Annotated in this window: 18 protein-coding genes and 1 tRNA gene; 12 read left to right on the top strand and 7 right to left on the bottom strand. The window is 65.6% G+C overall.

Going from position 1 to position 20116, the window contains the following annotated elements; all coding sequences use genetic code 11:
• The first annotated feature begins 66 nt into the window (after positions 1-66).
• On the top strand, positions 67-879 hold the full coding sequence (locus DN412_RS20150; protein ID WP_115213205.1) for a YciI family protein: 813 nt from the start codon (positions 67-69) through the stop codon (positions 877-879).
• Between the two features lie 91 nt (positions 880-970).
• Here DN412_RS20150 and DN412_RS20155 read toward each other — a convergent pair whose 3' ends face one another.
• The gene (locus DN412_RS20155; protein WP_115213206.1) at positions 971-2158 is read right to left on the bottom strand and encodes an adenylate/guanylate cyclase domain-containing protein; all 1188 of its coding nucleotides are present in this window, start codon (positions 2156-2158) and stop codon (positions 971-973) included.
• 18 nt (positions 2159-2176) lie between these two features.
• Entirely contained in the window at positions 2177-3244 is a 1068-nt protein-coding gene (locus DN412_RS20160; RefSeq protein ID WP_425267430.1) for an ATP-binding response regulator, read from the bottom strand.
• Between DN412_RS20160 and DN412_RS20165 the strand changes: the two genes are divergently transcribed.
• From DN412_RS20165 to DN412_RS43445, 4 genes are all read left to right on the top strand, one after another.
• A complete protein-coding gene (locus tag DN412_RS20165; protein WP_115213207.1) occupies positions 3243-4715 on the top strand; it encodes an NAD(P)(+) transhydrogenase (Re/Si-specific) subunit beta in 1473 nt (490 codons plus the stop codon). The genes DN412_RS20160 and DN412_RS20165 overlap by 2 nt on opposite strands.
• A 120-nt stretch (positions 4716-4835) precedes the next feature.
• On the top strand, positions 4836-5867 hold the full coding sequence (locus tag DN412_RS20170) for a phosphotransferase family protein (RefSeq protein ID WP_115213208.1): 1032 nt from the start codon (positions 4836-4838) through the stop codon (positions 5865-5867).
• Between the two features lie 76 nt (positions 5868-5943).
• Positions 5944-6708, top strand: a complete 765-nt coding sequence (locus DN412_RS20175) for an SDR family oxidoreductase (RefSeq protein ID WP_115213209.1) — start codon at positions 5944-5946, stop codon at positions 6706-6708.
• A 196-nt stretch (positions 6709-6904) separates the two neighbouring features.
• On the top strand, positions 6905-7060 hold the full coding sequence (locus tag DN412_RS43445) for a hypothetical protein (RefSeq protein ID WP_161564017.1): 156 nt from the start codon (positions 6905-6907) through the stop codon (positions 7058-7060).
• A gap of 111 nt (positions 7061-7171) precedes the next feature.
• Here the strand turns inward: DN412_RS43445 and DN412_RS20180 are convergent, their stop codons facing one another.
• From DN412_RS20180 to DN412_RS20200, 5 genes are all read right to left on the bottom strand, one after another.
• On the bottom strand, positions 7172-7540 hold the full coding sequence (locus DN412_RS20180; RefSeq protein WP_115213210.1) for a hypothetical protein: 369 nt from the start codon (positions 7538-7540) through the stop codon (positions 7172-7174).
• A gap of 154 nt (positions 7541-7694) precedes the next feature.
• A tRNA-Val gene (locus DN412_RS20185) sits at positions 7695-7769 on the bottom strand.
• A gap of 88 nt (positions 7770-7857) precedes the next feature.
• Positions 7858-8598, bottom strand: a complete 741-nt coding sequence (gene dnaQ, locus DN412_RS20190; RefSeq protein ID WP_208647624.1) for a DNA polymerase III subunit epsilon — start codon at positions 8596-8598, stop codon at positions 7858-7860.
• A gap of 58 nt (positions 8599-8656) precedes the next feature.
• Positions 8657-9094, bottom strand: a complete 438-nt coding sequence (rnhA, locus tag DN412_RS20195) for a ribonuclease HI (RefSeq protein WP_115213211.1) — start codon at positions 9092-9094, stop codon at positions 8657-8659.
• Positions 9095-9165: 71 nt separating this feature from the next.
• A complete protein-coding gene (locus tag DN412_RS20200; protein WP_078197013.1) occupies positions 9166-9966 on the bottom strand; it encodes a methyltransferase domain-containing protein in 801 nt (266 codons plus the stop codon).
• Positions 9967-9978: 12 nt separating this feature from the next.
• Here DN412_RS20200 and gloB point away from each other — a divergent pair, with 12 nt between their 5' ends.
• The 7 genes from gloB (at position 9979) to DN412_RS20235 (ending at position 20071) form a co-directional block, all read left to right on the top strand.
• On the top strand, positions 9979-10779 hold the full coding sequence (gene gloB, locus DN412_RS20205; protein ID WP_115213212.1) for a hydroxyacylglutathione hydrolase: 801 nt from the start codon (positions 9979-9981) through the stop codon (positions 10777-10779).
• Positions 10780-10920: 141 nt separating this feature from the next.
• The gene (locus DN412_RS20210; RefSeq protein WP_115213213.1) at positions 10921-12606 is read left to right on the top strand and encodes a transglycosylase SLT domain-containing protein; all 1686 of its coding nucleotides are present in this window, start codon (positions 10921-10923) and stop codon (positions 12604-12606) included.
• 186 nt (positions 12607-12792) lie between these two features.
• A complete protein-coding gene (locus DN412_RS20215; RefSeq protein ID WP_244222714.1) occupies positions 12793-14685 on the top strand; it encodes a propionate--CoA ligase in 1893 nt (630 codons plus the stop codon).
• A 168-nt stretch (positions 14686-14853) separates the two neighbouring features.
• Positions 14854-17208, top strand: coding sequence for a bifunctional salicylyl-CoA 5-hydroxylase/oxidoreductase (locus DN412_RS20220; protein WP_115213215.1), 2355 nt, complete (start codon positions 14854-14856; stop codon positions 17206-17208).
• Positions 17205-18008, top strand: coding sequence for an SDR family NAD(P)-dependent oxidoreductase (locus DN412_RS20225; protein ID WP_115213216.1), 804 nt, complete (start codon positions 17205-17207; stop codon positions 18006-18008). The genes DN412_RS20220 and DN412_RS20225 overlap by 4 nt, the downstream gene beginning before the upstream one ends.
• A 35-nt stretch (positions 18009-18043) precedes the next feature.
• Entirely contained in the window at positions 18044-18895 is an 852-nt protein-coding gene (locus DN412_RS20230; protein WP_115213217.1) for an enoyl-CoA hydratase family protein, read from the top strand.
• A gap of 6 nt (positions 18896-18901) precedes the next feature.
• On the top strand, positions 18902-20071 hold the full coding sequence (locus DN412_RS20235) for an acyl-CoA dehydrogenase family protein (protein ID WP_115213218.1): 1170 nt from the start codon (positions 18902-18904) through the stop codon (positions 20069-20071).
• Positions 20072-20116: the final 45 nt, after the last annotated feature.

Consider the following 20116-nt stretch of genomic DNA (forward strand, 5'->3'; position numbering starts at 1 on the left):
AGGCAGCAGTCTGCATTGACGAACGCTAAGCAACCATTGACGGTACTCCAAGCTCAAGGAAACATCGTGTCACAAGATCTGTCGCGCCGCCGCTTCCTCGTATCCGCCGCCGCAGGCATCGCAAGCCTCGCGCTTGCCGACATGCCCTCGGCGACGGCAGCATCCCCGCTTCCCACGTTGTCTGAAGTCCTCGCAGGAGATCCAGGCTCAATGACAATCGTGAACTACGCGACGTATGTTACGGACCGGGGCAGGGTGGACGCGTCCCGAGCCGAGCATCAGGTTTACGCGGATGCGCTTCGCGAGCACGACCGGCTAGTGATGGGCGGTCCCCTGCTCGGCGATGACGGACGGGCCCGCGGCGTCCTGCTCGTTTATGAGGTGGCGTCCAAACAGCAAGCCGAGACCCTGGTACGAAGCGATCCATTCGTTCAGCAAGGAGCAATTGCGAACTATCGTCTGGCCGAGTGGAACGTGCTCGACAGGAACATAGCGTTGCTCGCTGCCGAGCTCGTCCCGGAGGATCGGCGTGCTCCGCCCAAGGAGCCTCGTACATCTGGCGCTACGCCCGTCGCATCGGACGCGCATGGCACGCGGCTCTACGTCAGTTACGTGAAATACGTCTCCGACTCGGCGCGTGTCGAGCGGGTGAGGGCGGCCCATCAATCGTATGCAGAGGCGATCAAGGCGAACGGCGGGCTGATCATGGCGGGTCCTTTTGCCGATGACTCGGGCGCATTGTTCATTTATCGGGCGCAGTCGAAAGATGAAGCGATGGCGCTGGTACAAAAGGACCCGTATCACGCTGAGGGTGTGTTCGAATCGTACGCACTTTCGGAGTGGCGGCTGTTCGGTTTGAATGCGGATTTGATCAACTAGAGTCGTTGAAGCGCATGCTACCCGGCACCGCCTGCGTGCGCGGGCAGCTGAAGAAGCTAGGCCGACGCTTGTGGCAATGAAGAAAGGGCCCTCAGACCTCCGCCGGCCAGGTTCTTCCAACCAGAAGCCATGTATGCAGTTCACCGACGCCCTTTGCTGCAATCAGACCGCGCTCTTCGAGCAGGAATGGTTCTCCAAGTTGCTGGCGCGTGGCATCAGTTACCTGAACGCGCCCGACTACGCCTTGCGACTCCATCCGGCTGGCGATATTGACGGTATCGCCCCACAAGTCGTAGATGAATTTTCTCCTCCCGATCACGCCGGCTACGACAGCTCCGCTGTGGATGCCCACTCGCAATTGCAGGTTGTAGCCGCGTCGCTGATTGAACTGGTCCAGTGACTCGAGCATGTCCAATGCCATATGTGCGGCCCGAGCGGCGTGATCGGCCGCAGGGACAGGCAGGCCTGCAGCCGCCATGTAAGCGTCGCCGATGGTCTTGATTTTCTCGAGTCCCCGGCTGTCGGCGATATTGTCAAAGTCGGCAAATATCTCGTTCAGTACCGCCACCAGCCGTTCGGGGTCCATGCTGGGAGAAAAACGGCTGAACTGCACGAGGTCTGCAAACAACACCGACACTTCCTGGAACTTGTCGGCGATGATTTCCGGCGGGGCGGCGGCGATGAGATCGGAGCGCAGCTTCAAACGCTCGGCTATGGGGGAGGGCAGCACATTGAGGAGTAGCCGCTCGGTTACCTGCTGCTCGCAAACGAGCTTCTCATAAAGGCGCCTGAGTTCATGACGCTGGTGAACGATCGTCTCTCGGCTCGCTTCCAGTTCACGCACCTTCCGCTCAAGTTCCTTGCCGTATTTCAATGATTCCCCGTGCAGCAGACGCACTTCCAGCATATTGCGAACCCGCATCAGCACCTCCGCCAGATCAAACGGCTTGCTGACGAAGTCTTTCGCACCGGCTCGCAGTGCGCGCAATTTGTGATCCGGCTGGGCGGTGATGACAATCACCGGAAGATAGCTGTCTGTCTCGACTGCCTTGAGGCGTTCCATGACCTCGAACCCGTCCATGCCGGGCATTTGCAGATCAAGCAGGATCAGGTCATAGTGGTTCTTGCTGTGAAGCGCCAACACCGCGCGAGGATCGACGGTTGAGTCGATGCGAACATAACCGGCACCGCCTAGCATCTGTTCGAGCAGCAGGACGTTGGCCTCCAGATCGTCTACGACCAGGATTGTTGCTGCCAAGATGTTCGATGCGTCGATCATGGCAAGCGCCTGGCTTCATCAGTCCTGGGCAGTCCCGCCTCGCGGCTGCTCCAGGGCGGCATCCAGTGAGTCCATAAACTCATTGAGCCTGATCGGCTTGGTCAGATACCGGAAGAACCCTGCCTTCATGCCCTTCTCAATGTCGCGCGGCATTGCATTGGCGCTGAGGGCGATCACTGGTATGTGCGTTGTCATCGGGTTCTCACGCAGGCGTCGCAGTGCCTCGATGCCGTTGATGTCGGGCAGATGGATATCCATCACGATCAGATCCGGCAGGGAAGTGCGCGCCAGTTCGACGCCGAGCGTCCCGGTGACCGCGGTCAGCAGCCGCACATCGGCCCGGCGCGCGATGAGCTGCTCAACGAGCTTCACATTGGCGGGGTTGTCTTCGACATACAACAGGGTATGTACCGAAGAGGCGGCCTCCGTTTGCGCCTTGACAGACGTCGCTGGCGCTGCGCCCTCGCCAGTCATTTCCGGAGGCCGTGCAACGGGCAGTTCGACCCAGAATACGCTGCCCACGCCAGGCGTGCTTTCGGCGCCGATGGCACCTCCCATCAGCTCGACCAGCCGCTTGGCCACGACGAGGCCGATGCCCGTGCCCTCCACGGGGCCGCCCTCATGTCCAAGGCGGTTGAACGGCTGGAACAGTTGCGGCAGCCGTTCCGGTGCCAGGCCTGCGCCGGTGTCGCGCACGCTGACGCGAACGCGATCCCCCGTCGTCACCTGCACATCGACCGTACCTTGTTCCCGGTTGTATTTGATGGCATTGGAACGCAGGTTGAGCAGGATCTGCTTCAGTCGGGTCCTGTCAGCGCGGACGAAACACGTGGAGTCGGGCAGGGGAAAGCGCATGCGAACCTCACGCCGCAGTGCTTGCTGCTCAAGCATCGCGTGACATTCGTGCAGGGCTTCAACGAGCGATACCGGCTCAGGGGACAGTGACGCCTGCCCGGCCTCGATCTTGGCGAGGTCAAGCACCTCATTGATCAGTTCCAGCAAATGCCAGCCTGCCTTCAGGATCTGGTCGATGCTGGCTTGCTGCGAGGGAGGGGGCGGCGGTGAGTCCGAGGCGGCGGACGTCATGAGCGGGCTTGTCAGCATGAATCTGGTAACGCTGCTGTACCTGGTGGCCTCAGTGTGCTTCATCCAGGCACTCAAGGGACTGTCCCATCCGGCCACGGCGCGGCGCGGTAATGCCTTCGGCATGACGGGCATGGCCATTGCGATGCTCACCACCTTTGCGTTGATCGCACGGCTCAAGGAGACATTGCTCGCGGCCGGCGCGGCGCAGGCATCGGTGGCTTCCGGGCTGGCGCTGATCCTCGCAGCATTGGTGGTGGGCGGTGGTCTTGGTGCTTACGTTGCCCGCAAGGTGGAAATGACCAAGATGCCGGAACTGGTGGCGGCGATGCACTCGCTCATCGGTCTGGCGGCGGTGTTCATTGCGGTGGCCGCCGTGGCGGAACCCTCCGCTTTCGGCATTGCACCGGCTGGTTCGCATGAAATCCCGCTGGGCAACCGTATCGAGCTGTTCATCGGCAGCTTTGTCGGTGCCATCACCTTCTCGGGCTCGGTGATTGCCTTCGGCAAGCTATCGGGCAAGTACAAGTTCCGACTGTTCCAGGGGGCACCGGTGCAGTTCGCCGGGCAGCATTGGCTCAACCTGCTGATGGCGGTGGCCATGATCGGCTTGGGCGTGGCGTTCTTCCTGTCGCAAGCCTGGCTACCCTTCATTCTCATGCTCACGATTGCCTTCGTGCTTGGCGTGCTGATCATCATCCCGATCGGCGGCGCCGACATGCCAGTGGTGGTGTCGATGCTGAACTCGTACTCTGGCTGGGCGGCGGCCGGTATCGGCTTCTCGCTGAATAACCCGATGCTGATCATCGCGGGTTCGCTCGTGGGGTCGTCCGGTGCGATCCTCTCGTACATCATGTGCCGCGCGATGAACCGGTCGTTCTTCAACGTGATCCTGGGCGGTTTTGGTGGCGAGGGCGCATCCGCCACGCCAGGCGGCGCACAGCAGCAGCGCCCGGTGAAGGCCGGGTCGGCCGACGATGCAGCGTTCGTGATGAGCAATGCCGAGAGCGTGATCATCGTGCCGGGCTATGGTCTGGCGGTGGCACGCGCCCAGCATGCGCTCAAGGAGCTGACCGAGCAGCTGTCGGAGAGGGGTGTGACGGTCAAGTATGCGATCCACCCGGTGGCGGGCCGCATGCCGGGCCACATGAACGTGCTGCTGGCGGAAGCCGAGGTGCCCTACGACCAGGTCTTCGAAATGGAAGATATCAACGGTGAATTCGGTCAGGCCGACGTGGTGCTTGTGCTGGGTGCCAACGACGTGGTCAACCCGGCGGCCAAGACCGATCCCAAGTCCCCCATCGCCGGCATGCCGATCCTCGAGGCTTACAGGGCCAAGACCGTGATTGTCAACAAGCGCTCGATGAACGCCGGCTATGCCGGACTGGACAACGACCTGTTCTACATGGACAAGACCATGATGGTCTTCGGCGATGCCAAGAAAGTGGTCGAGGACATGGTCAAGGCGGTCTGAAGCCTGTGTCAGGCTGCCGTGAAGTGTTCCACCTGGCCAAGTTCAACAGCATCTCGCATCTGGACGCACCGGAGCGGCGCGACTTCCAGACCTACGGCTAACTTCCGAACGATTCTCACCATGACACAAGACGCGCAGCACCTCGATCTCTCCAGGCTGGCGCAGTATCTGCAAGACCACGTGCCCGGCTTCGAAGGCCCCGTCAATGCCGAGAAATTCTCCGGCGGCCAGTCGAACCCGACCTTTCTCCTGCAGACCCCAACGGCGCGTTACGTGTTGCGGCGACAGCCGCCGGGCGATCTGCTGAAATCCGCCCACGCCGTAGATCGCGAATTTCGCGTCCTCTGCGCGCTGCATGGCACAGCCGTGCCGGTGGCCAAGCCGTACCACCTGTGTGAGGACCGCGATGTGATCGGCAGCATGTTCTACGTCATGCGTTATGAGGAGGGACGCATCTTCTGGAGCCCGACCCTGGGCGAAGTGCCCCAGGCGGACCGCGCCGCATGCTACGACGCGATGGTGCGCACCATGGCTGCGCTGCACGATGTTGACGTGGCGGCGGTCGGGCTGGCCGACTACGGCAAGCCGGGCAACTACTTCGAGCGCCAGATTGGCGTCTGGACCAAGCAGTACCGGCTGGCGGAAACGCAACGCATCGACGCGATGGAAACGCTTATCGCGTGGCTGCCCGCATCCTGCCCCGCCGATACGGGCGCGCCGGTACTGGTGCATGGAGACTTCCGGCTCGACAACATGATGTTCGATCCGCACGAATACCGGGTCAAAGCCGTGCTGGACTGGGAACTTTCGACACTCGGCAATCCGCTGGCGGATCTCGCGTATTTCTGCATGTGCCTGCGGTTGCAGTCGAGTCCGCATATTCCGGGCCTGGCGGGGCAGAACCGTAAAGCGCTTGGGATTCCTGAAGAAGCCGAAATGGTGGCGCGCTACTGCGAGCTGCGAGGCCTTGCGCCAATCGAGAACTGGCTCTTCTACCTTGCGTTCAGTTTCTTCCGCCTGGCGGCCATCGCGCAGGGCGTCAAGAAGCGCGCGCTCAACGGCAACGCATCAAACACACAGGCGGGCAAGGCTGGCGATATGGCTGGGTTGCTGGCGGAACAGGCCGTGCTACTGATCAACACCTGCGGCTGAGGCTGCGGCGGGAATAACGGCCCATGCAAGCCGTCATCGACTTTCAACGACAGACATCCCCCCTGAGGAGCGAGACATGAGTACCAATCTGTTCGACCTGACCGGCAAGATCGCCATGGTGACGGGCGCAAGCCGCGGCATTGGCGAGGAGATCGCCAGGCTGCTCGCTGAGCAAGGCGCCTACGTCATCGTATCCAGCCGCAAAATCGACGATTGCCAGGCGGTTGTCAACGCCATCCGCGAGGCCGGCGGCAAGGCTGAGGCGCTGGCGTGCCACGTCGGCCGCATGGAAGATATCGAAGCCGCCTTTGCACATATCCGCAACACGCACGGCCGGCTCGACATTCTCATCAACAACGCCGCCGCCAATCCGTACTTCGGACACATCCTGGACACAAGCCTCGAGGCCTACAGCAAAACCGTGGAAGTGAATATCCGCGGATACTTCTTCATGTCGGTCGAGGCCGGCAAGCTGATGCGGGCGCAGGGCGGCGGCACGATCGTCAACACCGCCTCGGTCAACGCACTGCAGCCCGGCGACAAGCAGGGCATCTATTCCATCACCAAGGCTGCCGTAGCACACATGACCCGCGCTTTCGCCAAGGAGTGCGGGCCGTACGGCATTCGCGTGAACGCACTGCTCCCAGGCCTGACCAAGACCAAGTTTGCGGGCGCGCTCTTCGAGGACAAAGCAATCTACGACCGCTGGATCAGCGAGATCCCGCTGCGCCGCCACGCAGAGCCGCGCGAAATGGCCGGTACGGTGCTCTATCTGGTGTCCGATGCAGCCAGCTTCACTAACGGTGAATGCGTCGTCGTCGATGGCGGCATGACCATCTGAGGCTGGAACCAGTGCCTGTCCGTGAGGCGACCAGCGGTCGCACGGAGAGCGCGGTGCCGCACAGAGTGGCCGCATCCTGGTGTGCCAATGTTTCTATAAAGAAACGTGACGGGTCCAGATAAATTACAACGCCGCTGCTCGCTGCAGCTATGCCGGGGGAACTCGGACCCAAGTCGGCATATAGCGAGGAGGCATCGTGAGCGAAGTCAAGATGGGCATACTGTCCCTGGCCCTGCTGGGGGGAGCCCTTTATGCATTGGCAAGCACGTTGGGCATGAATTCGAGCATTGCCGATATGGCGGGGCAACTCGTGCAGCTAGGTTCGGATCTGCTGCACCGGCTATGGCTCTAAGGAACCCCATGCGAGGCGCGCCAGGCAAGATTACCCGCGGCCGTGGCAGTCCGACGCTGAAGCTGAGGCCAGGGACAGGTGGGAGCGTCATAATCGCCTGGCGCCATCGTCTCAGCGTTTCCAGACAATCGGCGCGGTGGCGGAGCAATCGGTTACCTTGCCGAACCAGTTCCTGCTGGTGTTCAGCTTGAAGCGTTGGTTGTCCACGGGTTCGATCTGCCTGTGCCTTCGGTCGGCCAGGCTGTTGGCCACATTGATAGCGGCTGTCTTGCACTCGGCCGCCGCGGTACCGGGCAGCATCGTGAATCGCTGGTAACGGTAGTTGACCGTGAGCGTGAAGCCGTCCGGCACGTATTCCACCGTGTACTCCGTCGCCATGTCGTACGTGGACATCTGGCGGCCGGAATAGGGCGGCGCAGTGGTGGTGCAGGCAGCAAACACCACGCAGGCCATCACCGCCGGGATCTTCAGGTATTTCACAGTGCGATCTCCATTCGTGCCCACCCTGAATACGTACCCTCAAGAAGAGTGGATACCGGTGGCAAACCGTGGCAAACGCTGGGCAACAAAAAACCCAGAAGGCCTTACGCCGTCTGGGTTCCTTGGCAACGTAGGCAGTTGCTAGCCATTTGTCTGGTGGGTGGTACAGGGATTGAACCTGTGACCCCTGCCGTGTGAAGGCAGTGCTCTACCGCTGAGCTAACCACCCCTTACTGCGCCGTCGTTGCCGTCGTGTAGCGGAGAAATGAGATTATGCAGAGGTTCTTGTATCTTGTAAAGCCCTTTTTTGATTTTTGTCAGGCGGCCAGGCTTCCGGGCTCCGCCGCGGGGGCTTCCTGCCACACGGTCTTGCCGCCGCTGGCCTTGTCCAGCCCCTTGAGCAGGTCGAGGTGGGCCAGCTGTTCCTCTTCCGTGGCGCGCAGCACAGGCAGGGCGAGGCGCGACAGGTCGGCCGCGGCAACCGCGCCGCCGTGGCTTGTGCTGCTGTCGTGCATGTCGATCACCAGCGAATCCTGGCCGCGCGTCATGGCCAGGTAGACCTCGGCCAGCAACTCGGCATCCAGCAGTGCGCCGTGCAGCGTGCGGTGGGCGTTGCTGATGCCCAGGCGGTCGCACAGGGCGTCGAGCGAGTTGCGCTTGCCGGGGAACATCTGGCGGGCTTCGCGCAGGGTATCGATCACATTACCTGCATGCTGGCGGAACGGCGGCAGGCCCAGCCGCTGGAATTCCATGTCGAGGAAGCCCAGGTCGAACGGCGCGTTGTGGATGATCAGTTCGGCCTCCTGGACGAACTCGCGGATGTCGTCGGCGACTTCGGCAAAGCGGGGCTTGTCGGCCAGGAATTCGACCGTGATACCGTGGACGGCGATCGCGCCCTCGTCGATATCGCGTTCCGGATTGACGTAGAAGTGCAGGTGGCGCCCCGTCAGGCGGCGGTTCATCAACTCGACGCAGCCGATTTCAATCAGGCGGTCGCCGGTGGCGGCATTCAGGCCGGTGGTTTCGGTATCGAGAACGATTTGTCGCATGGCGGGCATTCTAGCGGAGCGGCGGGCGCCTTCCGCGGTTGTTGTGGCTGGTTGTGACGAATCCAGGTCAGCGGCCGATCGATTCGACGCCGCGGTTGGCCAGCGCGTCGGCGCGCTCATTGCCGGGGTGGCCGTTGTGGCCGCGCACCCAGTGCCACGAGACCTGGTGCGGCTGCGCCAGGGTGTCCAGTTCCTGCCACAGGTCGGCGTTCTTGACGGGCTTCTTGTCGGCGGTCTTCCAGCCGCGGGCTTTCCAGCCGGGCAGCCATTCGCTGATGCCCTTCTGCACGTACTGCGAGTCGGTGTAGACGCGCACGACGCAGGGCCGCTTGAGCGCGCGCAGCGCTTCGATCACGGCGGTCATTTCCATGCGGTTGTTGGTGGTGTTCGGCTCGCCGCCGAACAGTTCTTTTTCGCTGGTGCCGGCGATGAGCACCGCGCCCCAGCCGCCGCGGCCGGGATTGCCCTTGCAGGCGCCGTCGGAATAGATCGTGACTTCTTGCATGTGATTCCGTGGTGGCCACCCGCGTGGCGGGTGGCGCATTGAAGGTGTCAGGGGAAGCGCGCCGGACCGCGTCAGCGCTCTTCGCCGGGGGTCTTGCCGTGCGTGCCGGTGGGGGTGGCCACGGGCGACGATACCGGGGCCAGCGCCGGTTTGCTCTTCCAGGCCGGTCCGACCAGGCGGATATTGCGTACGCGCTTGATCGCCGAGATCATATAGACCGCACCGAAGATCGGCCACCAGCGGTCGCCGGCCTTTTCCATGAAGGCGGCGCGCTGCAGCCAGCGGTCGGTGCGGTAGGGCGGGCAGTAGCAGCCGAAGCGGCCGCGGATGATATCGAAGCCCAGCAGCTTGAGCCAGTCCTTGATGCGCACGAAGCCGATCTGCTGCGCGTCCGTGGGCAGGAAGGGCGTGGCGCCAAGCCGGTTCATGCCCTGGCGCGCGCCCCACAGGCTCATCGGGTTGAAGCAGGTGACCACCACGCGGCCTTCGGGCATCAGCACCCGCGAGACCTCGCGCAGCACTTCGTGCGGGTCTTCGGCGAATTCCAGGATGTGGGGCAGGGTGACCAGGTCGATGCTCTGGGTATCGAACGGCAGTTCGTCGAAGCGGCACAGCAGCTGGCGGGCGTCCGGATGTGCCGCACGCGGCCCGTGCGGTCCGCTGGACGGGTCCAGCGCCAGCGCCGAGAACGGCATCCGGTTCTCGCGCAGGGTGTCGATAAAGGGCAGGCCCATCTGGACGGCGTGGTAGCCGAAGATGTCGGTCACGATCCGGTCGTATTGCTGCGCCTCCCAGCGCAGCATGTACTCACCGGGAGGCGAGGCCAGCCAGTCTTCCCAGCTTACAATTGGATGTTTGGGACGATTGGACATAGGAGCATGCGCATGTTGAAGGTTGAGCCGATCCCGGCGTTCCAGGATAACTATATCTGGGCCATCCACGACGGGCATTGCGCCGCCGTGGTCGATCCTGGCGAGGCCGCGCCGGTGGAACGCTTCCTGGCGCAAAGCGGTCTGGCTCTGGGCGCTATTGTAATCACCCATCACCACGGCGATCACCAGGGTGGCGTGGCCGAGTTGCTGGCGGCGCACCCGCGCACGCCTGCGGGCGAGCCGATGCCGGTGCTGGGGCCGGCCGGCGAGCGTATCGGTGCGCGCACCCAGGCGCTGCGCGAGGGCGATGTGGCGACCCTCAAGGCGCCGGCGGTGACCCTGCGCGTGCTGGACGTGCCGGGGCACACGGCCGGCCATATCGCCTACGTGGGCGACCTGGGCGAAGCCGGCCCGGCGGTCTTCTGCGGCGATACCCTGTTCGCCAGCGGCTGCGGGCGGCTGTTCGAAGGCACGCCGGCGCAGATGCTGGATTCGCTCGACAAGCTGGCGGCGCTGCCGGGCGATACCCGCGTCTATTGCGCGCACGAGTACACGCACAGCAATGTGCGCTTCGCGCGCGCGGTCGAGCCGGGCAATGCCGCGCTGGCGGCGTGGGAGCAGCGCGTCGAGGCGCTGCGCGCGGCGGACCAGCCGACGCTGCCGACCACCATTGCCCACGAGCGCGAGGTCAATCCCTTCCTGCGCTCGCGCGAGCCGGCGGTGCGTGCGGCCGTGTCCGCCCAGGGCGGCGCCACCGCGGGCGACGCGCAGGCGTTCGGCGCGCTGCGCGGCTGGAAGGACAATTTCCGCTAGGCTCGCCAGGGCTGCAATGCCTTGCGCCACAAGGCATTGCAGCGGCCCGCCGGATACGGGATATGTGGAAAATCTGATTGACGCGATACGCGGTTTTTTTTAGCATCACGCATCCTTTTAGCGTCACGATTTGAGAACTTAATGAAAATTGGTCGATTACTGGCGGTGGTCGCGTGCGCCGCGCTGCTTGCAGCGTGCGCCAGCACCCCCACGCCGCCTGATGGCGCCAACGGCGCCGCGACCGCCCAGACTGACAAGCGCCAGGATCCGCTTAACTCGCTCAGCGACAAGTCGGCGCTTTCTTCCTCTTCCGGGATCAATGCCGGCCAGGGTGGCCTGGACTGGCTGCGCGGTCCGTCCAATGACATCTGGGACCGCATCCGGCGCGGCTTTGCCATGCAGGACCTGGAGGGCACGCTGGTCGATGACCGCACCCAGTGGTATGCGCAGCGGCCGGAATATATGGAACGGATGGTCGGGCGCTCAAGCCGCTACCTGTATCACATCGTAGAGGAGCTGGAGCGGCGCAAGATGCCAACTGAGCTGGCGCTGCTGCCGTTCGTCGAGAGCGCATTCAACCCGCAGGCGCAGTCCACCGCCAAGGCGGCCGGGATGTGGCAGTTCATCCCGAGCACGGGCAAGTCGTACAACCTGAAGCAGAACATGTTCCGCGACGAGCGTCGCGACGTGCTGGCCTCGACCGACGCCGCGCTGGATTACCTGGCGCGGCTTTATGACATGTTCGGCGACTGGCAGCTGGCGCTGGCGGCGTACAACTGGGGCGAGGGCGCGGTGTCGCGCGCGATCGCGCGCAACCAGGCGCGCGGGCTGCCGACCGACTACGCCAGCCTGCCCATGCCCAACGAGACGCGCTACTACGTGCCGAAACTGCAGGCGGTCAAGAACATCATCGCCAACCCGGCGGCGTACGGCGTCAAGCTGCCCGAGATCCCGGACCACCCGTACTTTGTCACGGTGACTACGTCGCGCGATATCGACGTGAACCTGGCGGCCAAGCTGGCGGACATGTCGGTGGAGGAGTTCAAGGCGCTCAACCCGTCGTTCAACCGGCCGGTGATCCTGGGCGCGTCGAACCCGCAGATCCTGCTGCCGTTCGATAACGCCGAGCGCTTCCAGTACAACCTGAACACCTACCGTGGCGGGTTGTCGAGCTGGTCCGCGGTGACGGTGGACAGCCGCGAGCGTGTTGAATCACTGGCGGCGCGGCTGAACGTCGATGCCGATACGCTGCGCGAGATCAACAGCATCCCGAGGGGCATGCGCCTGAAGGCCGGCTCGACCGTGATGATCCCGCGTTCGGGCCACCACGACCAGGACATCAGCGCGACCCTGGCCGACAGCGCCATGCTGGCGATGGAGCCCGACGTGCCGGATGCGCGCCGGGTGGTGGTGCGCGCCAGCCGGCGCGACACCGTGGCCTCGGTGGCGCGCCGCTATGGCGTCTCGGCGGGGCAGGTGCAGTCGTGGAACAAGCTCTCCGGCACCAAGCTGGTCGCCGGGCAGAGCCTGGTGCTGATGGTGCCGGTGCGCGGCGCCGGTGCGGTGCGGGCGGCACGGGCCGAGCAAGCTGACCGGGCCGAGCGCGCGGAACTTGCCGAACGCCCCGAGCATGGCGGCAAGGGCGGCAAGGGCGGCATCGTCCGGCTTTCCGCCAAGGGCAAGGCGGAGCCGCGCAAGCGCGTTGTCGTCGAAGCCTCGCCGCGGCACACCACCAAGTCGGCGCCGGCGCGCGTGACGCGCGAGGCCAAGGCCGGCCCGACCGTCAAGGGGTCGGGCAAGGCCAGCACCAAGGCCAAGGGCCACTGACGCAGACAGGCGCCGGCTGGTCCGCTGCACCGGGCAAGAAAGGGGCGATGCCGTCGGCACGTCCCTTTTTTCATGTGCCGGCCCCGCCCCCGTGCGGCACTCCTCCCAAACTGTATCCACGCGCACCCGCGCCGGTGGCAAACTACGGCCATATCACAAATGACCGCAGACGCGGAGGAGACAGACATGACGGCAAGCCATGCCGTGCATGCCCGTTCGCTGGCCGACCCCGAGGGGTTCTGGGCCGAACAGGCGGCACGCATCGACTGGGAAACCCCGTTCGGCCAGGTGCTCGACAACAGCCGCGCGCCGTTTACGCGCTGGTTCGTGGGCGGGCGCACCAACCTGTGCCACAACGCGGTCGACCGCCACCTGGCGGGCCGCGCCAGCCAGCCGGCGCTGCACTGGGTCTCGACCGAGACCGACCAGGCCCGCACCTACAGCTATGCCGAACTGCACGACGAGGTCAGCCGCATGGCCGCGATCCTGCAGGGCCTGGGCGTGCAGAAGGGCGACCGCGTGCTCATCTATATGCCGATGATCCCGGAGGCCGCGTTTGCGATGCTGGCATGCGCGCGCATCGGCGCGATCCATTCGGTGGTGTTTGGGGGCTTTGCCTCGGTCAGCCTGGCGGCGCGCATCGAGGATGCCCGCCCGCGCGTGGTGGTCAGCGCCGATGCCGGCTCGCGTGCCGGCAAGGTCGTGCCTTACAAGCCGCTGCTGGACGAGGCCATCCGGCTGTCGTCGCACCAGCCGGAGAAGGTGCTGCTGGTGGACCGCCAACTGGCGCAGATGCCGCGCACCGCAGGCCGCGACGAAGACTACGCCGTCTGGCGCGAACGTGTGGCCGGCGCGCAGGTGCCGTGTGTGTGGCTGGAATCGAGCGAGCCGTCGTACGTGCTCTATACCTCCGGCACCACCGGCAAGCCCAAGGGCGTGCAGCGCGATACCGGCGGTTATGCGGTGGCGCTGGCCACGTCGATGGAATACATCTTCTGCGGCAAGCCCGGCGACACCATGTTCACCGCGTCGGACATCGGCTGGGTGGTGGGCCACAGCTATATTGTCTACGGCCCGCTGCTGGCCGGCATGACCACGCTGATGTATGAGGGCACGCCGATCCGCCCGGACGGCGGCATCCTGTGGCGGCTGGTGGAGCAATACCAGGTCAACCTGATGTTCAGCGCGCCGACCGCGATCCGCGTGCTGAAGAAGCAGGACCCGGCCTGGCTGAGCCGCTACGACCTGTCCAGCCTGCGCCTGCTGTTCCTGGCCGGCGAGCCGCTGGACGAGCCCACCGCGCGCTGGATCCAGGACGGCCTGGGCAAGCCCGTGGTCGACAACTACTGGCAGACCGAATCCGGCTGGCCCATCCTCGCGATCCAGCGCGGCATCGAGCCGCTGCCGCCCAAGCTGGGCTCGCCCGGCGTGCCGGCCTATGGCTATGACCTGAAGATCATCGACGAGAACACCGGCGAGGAATGCCCGCCGGGGCAGAAGGGCGTGGTCGCCATCGACGGCCCGCTGCCGCCCGGATGCATGAGCACGGTGTGGGGCGACGATGACCGCTTCGTGCGCACCTACTGGCAGGCGGTGCCGAACCGGCTGTGCTATTCCACTTTCGACTGGGGCGTGCGCGACGCGGACGGCTACGTCTTTATCCTGGGCCGCACCGACGACGTGATCAACGTGGCCGGCCACCGCCTGGGCACGCGCGAGATCGAGGAAAGCCTGTCGTCCAACGCCGCCGTGGCCGAGGTGGCGGTGGTGGGGGTGCAGGACGCGCTCAAGGGGCAGGTGGCGATGGCGTTCTGCATCGCGCGTGAGCCGGCGCGCACGGCCACGCCTGAAGCGCGGCTGGCGCTGGAGGGCGAGCTGATGAAAACGGTGGAGCAGCAATTGGGCGCGGTGGCCCGGCCGGCACGCGTCTTCTTTGTGAATGCGCTGCCCAAGACGCGCTCGGGCAAGTTGCTGCGGCGCGCCATGCAGGCCGTGGCCGAAGGGCGCGACCCCGGTGACCTGACCACGATCGAGGATCCGGGCGCCCTGGAGCAGTTGCAGGCGGCCCTGAAGGGCTAGATTTGGCTTTAAGGGGCGATGGAGGTGCCTTGCGCGGCACACTGCATCGCGTCCTTGCTATCGGTCGTGATGCAGACTAATATTTTAGGCATAAAATATTTAAACATGATGTAGATCACGATGCCGCCCCGGCCAGGGTGCCGCGGCGCAGCCGGCAGGAGGCAAAAAATGCGAGTGCTTTGTATTGGTGGTGGCCCGTCAGGCCTGTACTTCGGACTTCTGATGAAGCTGCAGGACGCGGCCAACGAGGTCATCGTGGTCGAGCGCAACCGGCCCTATGACACCTTCGGCTGGGGCGTGGTGTTCTCCGACGCCACCATGGACAACCTGAAGGAAGCCGATCCGGTCAGCGCCGCCGAGATCAACGCGGCCTTCAACCACTGGGACGATATCGACATCCATATCGGCGGGCGCACCATCCGCTCCGGCGGCCATGGCTTTATCGGCATCGGCCGCAAGCGCCTGCTCAATATCCTGCAGGCGCGCTGCGAGGCGCTGGGCGTGAAACTGGTGTTCGAGACCGACGTGTCCGACGACCAGGCGCTGGCGATGCAATACCAGGCCGACCTGGTGATTGCCTCGGACGGCCTGAACAGCCGCATCCGCAGCCGCTACGCCGACACGTTCCAGCCGGATATCGATACGCGCCAGTGCCGCTTTGTCTGGCTCGGCACGCGCAAGCTCTTCGACGCCTTCACCTTTGCCTTCGAGAAGACCGAGCACGGCTGGTTCCAGGCGCACGCCTACCGCTTTGACGACAGCACCTCGACCTTTATCGTCGAGGCGCCGGAATCGGTCTGGCGCGCCGCGGGCATCGAGCAGATGAGCCAGGAAGAGGGCGTGGCCTATTGCGAGCGCCTGTTCGCGCGCTACCTCGACGGCAACAAGCTGATCACCAATGCGGCGCACCTGCGCGGCTCGGCGATCTGGATCCGCTTCCCGCGCGTGATCTGCCGGCAGTGGGTGCACTGGAACACCTTGCCCGACGGCCGCCGCGTGCCGGTGGTGCTGATGGGCGATGCCGCGCACACCGCGCATTTCTCGATCGGCTCGGGCACCAAGCTGGCGCTGGAAGATGCCATCGACCTCGCCGAAGAAATTCGTGGCAGGGGCCACGACGGCTTGCCCGATGCACTGTCGCGCTACGAAGCCACGCGCGGCGTGGAAGTGCTGAAGATCCAGAACGCGGCGCGCAATTCGACCGAATGGTTCGAGAACGTCGAGCGCTATGCCGGCAGCCTGCCGCCGGAGCAGTTTGCCTACTCGCTGCTGACCCGCTCGCAGCGCATCTCGCACGAGAACCTGCGCGTGCGCGACGCTGACTACGTGGCGCAGTTCGAGCACTGGCTGGGGCAGCAGGCCGGCGTGCCGGCGGACAGCCTGCAGTTGCGTGAGCAGCAGCTGCTGCCGCCGATGTTCACGCCGTTTCGCATGCGCGGGGTCACGCTGAAGAACCGCGTGGTGGTGTCGCCAATGGCAATGTACTCGTGCACCGACGGCGTGCCGGGCGACTTCCACCTGGTCCACCTGGGCTCGCGCGCGCTCGGCGGTGCCGGCATGGTGGTGGCGGAGATGACCTGCGTGTCGCCCGATGCGCGCATCACGCCGGGATGCCCGGGTTTGTGGAACGACGCACAGCGCGACGCCTGGCGGCGCATTGTCGACTTCGTGCATGCCAGCAGCGATGCGCGCATCGCCATGCAGATCGGCCACTCGGGCCGCAAGGGTTCGACGCAGCTCGGCTGGGAGGCCATGGACCATCCGTTGCCCGAGGGCAACTGGCCCGTGATCTCGGCCTCGCCGCTGCCTTACCTGCCGGGCGAATCGCAGACCCCGCGCGAGATGACGCGCGCAGACATGGACCGCGTGCGCGATGACTTCGTCGCCAGCGCGCGCCGCGCCGCGGAGGCCGGCTTCGACTGGCTGGAACTGCACTGCGCGCACGGCTACCTGCTGTCGAGCTTTATCTCGCCGCTGACCAATACGCGTGAGGACGAATACGGCGGCTCGCTGGCGGCGCGGCTGCGCTATCCGCTCGAGGTGTTTGCCGCGGTGCGCGCGGTGTGGCCGCAAGACAAGCCGATGTCGGTGCGGATCTCCGCGCACGACTGGGTCGATGGCGGCATCACTCCCGACGATGCGGTCGAGATCGCGCGCGCCTTCAAGGCCGCCGGCGCCGACATGATCGACTGCTCGTCCGGGCAGGTCAGCCCGGACCAGGCACCGGTCTATGGCCGCATGTACCAGACCCCGTTCGCGGACCGCATCCGCAACGAGGCCGGCATCGCCACCATCGCCGTGGGCGCGATCTCCGAGGCCGACCATGTCGACTCGATCATCGCCGCGGGCCGCGCCGACCTGTGCGCGATCGCGCGGCCGCACCTGGCCAACCCGGCCTGGACGCTGCAGGAAGCGGCGCGCATCGGCTACCGCGATATCGCCTGGCCCAAGCAGTACCAGGCCGGCAAGCGGCAACTCGAAACCAACCTGGAACGCGCCGCGGCGCAGGGGAAGCAGGCATGACGCGCAGCACGGCTTCATTGTCAGGGCGCCACGCGCTGGTCACCGGCGGCGGGCGCGGCATCGGCGCGGCGATCGCGCACCGGCTGCTGGCCGATGGCGCCAGCGTGACGCTGCTGGGCCGCGATGCCGGCGCGTTGCAGGCGACCGTGCAAGCGCTGCGTGAGGTTGCTCCCGCGGGCGCCGTGGTCTCCTTTGTCACGGCCGATATTGCCGATGCCGACAGCGTGGCGCGCGCCTTTGCCAGCGCCGCGGAGCAGGCCGGTCCGGTGTCGATGCTGGTCAACAACGCCGGCCAGGCGCACAGCGCACCGTTCCTGAAGACCGATGCCGCGCTGTGGCGGCGCATGCTGGATGTGAACCTGACCGGCACCTTCCTGTGCACGCAGGCGGCGCTGCCGGCGATGCTTGACGCGGGCTGGGGCCGCATCGTCAACGTGGCCAGCACGGCGGGACTGATCGGCTACGGCTACGTCAGCGCTTACTGCGCGGCCAAGCATGGCGTGATCGGCCTGACGCGCGCGCTGGCGCTGGAAACCGCGGCCCGGGGCGTGACCGTCAACGCGGTCTGCCCGGGCTATACCGAAACCGACATCGTGCGCGACGCGGTGGCCAATATCGTCGGCAAGACCGGCCGCACCGAGGAACAGGCGCGCGCCGAACTGGCCGCGCGCAACCCGCAACGCCGGCTGGTGCAGCCCGAGGAAGTGGCCGACGCGGTGGCCTGGCTGTGCCAGCCGTCCGCGGGCGCGATCACCGGGCAGGCGATCCCCGTCGCCGGCGGCGAAGTGATGGCGGGCTGAACCAGACCGACTGCAACAGACAACGAGAGAAACCCATGACAGAAATCGCACTCGACATGCGCCACCACAAGCGCAGCTTTGCCGGCTATGAGCCGAAGCACTTCCTGTGGTCGGTGTCCGGCGACGGCAAGGTCGGCACCGTGACGCTGAACCGGCCGGAGCGCAAGAACCCGCTGACCTTCGATTCCTACGCCGAGCTGCGCGACCTGTTCCGCGGGCTGTGCTACGCCAGCGATATCAAGACGGTGGTGGTGACCGGCGCCGGCGGCAACTATTGCTCGGGCGGCGACGTGCACGAGATCATCGGCCCGCTGACGCGCATGACCATGCCGGAGCTGCTCGACTTCACGCGCATGACCGGTGACCTGGTCAAGGCGATGCGCGCCTGCCCGCAGCCGGTGGTGAGCGCGGTCGACGGCATCTGCGCCGGTGCCGGCGCGATGATGGCGCTGGCCTCCGACATGCGCCTAGGCACGGCGCAGGCCAAGACCGCGTTCCTGTTCACGCGCGTCGGCCTGGCCGGCGCCGACATGGGCGCGTGCACGCTGCTGCCGCGCGTGATCGGGCAGGGGCGCGCCAGCGAGCTGCTCTACACCGGCCGCTCGATGAGCGCCGAAGAGGGCCTGCAGTGGGGCTTCTTCAATGCGCTGCACCCGTCCGAAGCGGTGCTGGCCCAGGCGCAGGCGCTGGCCGCGCAACTGGCCGCCGGCCCGACCTTTGCGCACGGCGTGACCAAGAAACTGCTGCACCAGGAATGGAACATGGGGCTGGACGAGGCCATCGAAGCCGAGGCCGAAGCCCAGGCCATCTGCATGCAGACGCGCGACTTCCGCCGCGCCTACGAGGCCTTCGTCGCGAAGACGAAGCCGGTGTTCGAAGGGGACTGAAGCGCCATGTCTGACAAGACCTATCTGGACCTTCCGCTGTTCGACGACGCGCACCGCACGCTCGAGCGCGAACTCGACGCCTGGTGCGCGCAGCACCTGCATGTCGACCACAGCGATACCGATGCCGCCTGCCGCGCGCTGGTGCGGCAACTCGGTGAGGCTGGCTGGCTGCGCTACTGCGTGCCGGCCGCGCACGGCGGCGCGCTGCCGGCGCTGGATTCGCGCTCGCTGTGCCTGCTGCGCGAGACGCTGGCGCGCCATGATGGCCTGGCCGATTTTGCCTTTGCCATGCAGGGGCTGGGCTCGGGTGCGATCTCGCTGGCGGGCAGCGACGCGCTGCGCGCGCATTACCTGCCGCGCGTGGCCCGTGGTGAAGCCATCGCCGCGTTCGCGCTGTCGGAGCCGGAAGCCGGCTCCGATGTCGCCGCGATGCAGTGCAGCGCACGGCTGTCGGATGACGGCAGCCACTATTTGATCGATGGCGCCAAGACCTGGATCTCCAATGGCGGCATCGCCGATTTCTACTGCGTGTTCGTGCGCACCGGCGAGGCGCCGGGCGCGCGCGGCATTTCTGCTTTCGTGGTCGATGCGGATACGCCGGGCCTGAGCATTGCCGAGCGCATCGACGTGATGGCGCCGCATCCGCTGGCCACGCTGCGTTTCGACAACTGCCGCGTGCCGGTGGGCAACCGGCTGGGCGAGGCGGGGCAGGGCTTCAAGGTGGCGATGATGACGCTCGACATCTTCCGTGCCTCGGTGGCAGCGGCTGCGCTGGGCTTCGGCCGTGCCGCGCTGGACGACGCGCTGGCGCGTGCCTGCGCCCGCCCGATGTTCGGCGGCGTGCTGGCCGACCTGCAGCTGACCCAGGCAGCCATCGGCGACATGGCCACCGCCATCGACGCCGCGGCGCTGCTGACCTACCGCGCGGCCTGGCTGCGCGATGTCAAGGGCCAGCGCACCACGCGCGAGGCGGCCATGGCCAAGATGGTGGCGACCGAGAACGCCCAGCAGGTGATCGACCGCGCGGTGCAGATGTTCGGCGGCCTGGGCGTCAAGGTCGGCACGCGGGTGGAGAGCCTGTACCGCGAGATCCGCTCGCTGCGCATCTATGAGGGCGCCACCGAAGTGCAGAAGCTGATCATCGCGCGCGAGACGCTGGCCGGGCGCAAGGCCTGACGCGCCCGCACGCTACCCACGAACTGCCGTACCGATACAGAGCAG

This window comes from Cupriavidus lacunae (genome assembly GCF_003353055.1).
In the GTDB taxonomy this organism is placed as follows: domain Bacteria; phylum Pseudomonadota; class Gammaproteobacteria; order Burkholderiales; family Burkholderiaceae; genus Cupriavidus; species Cupriavidus lacunae.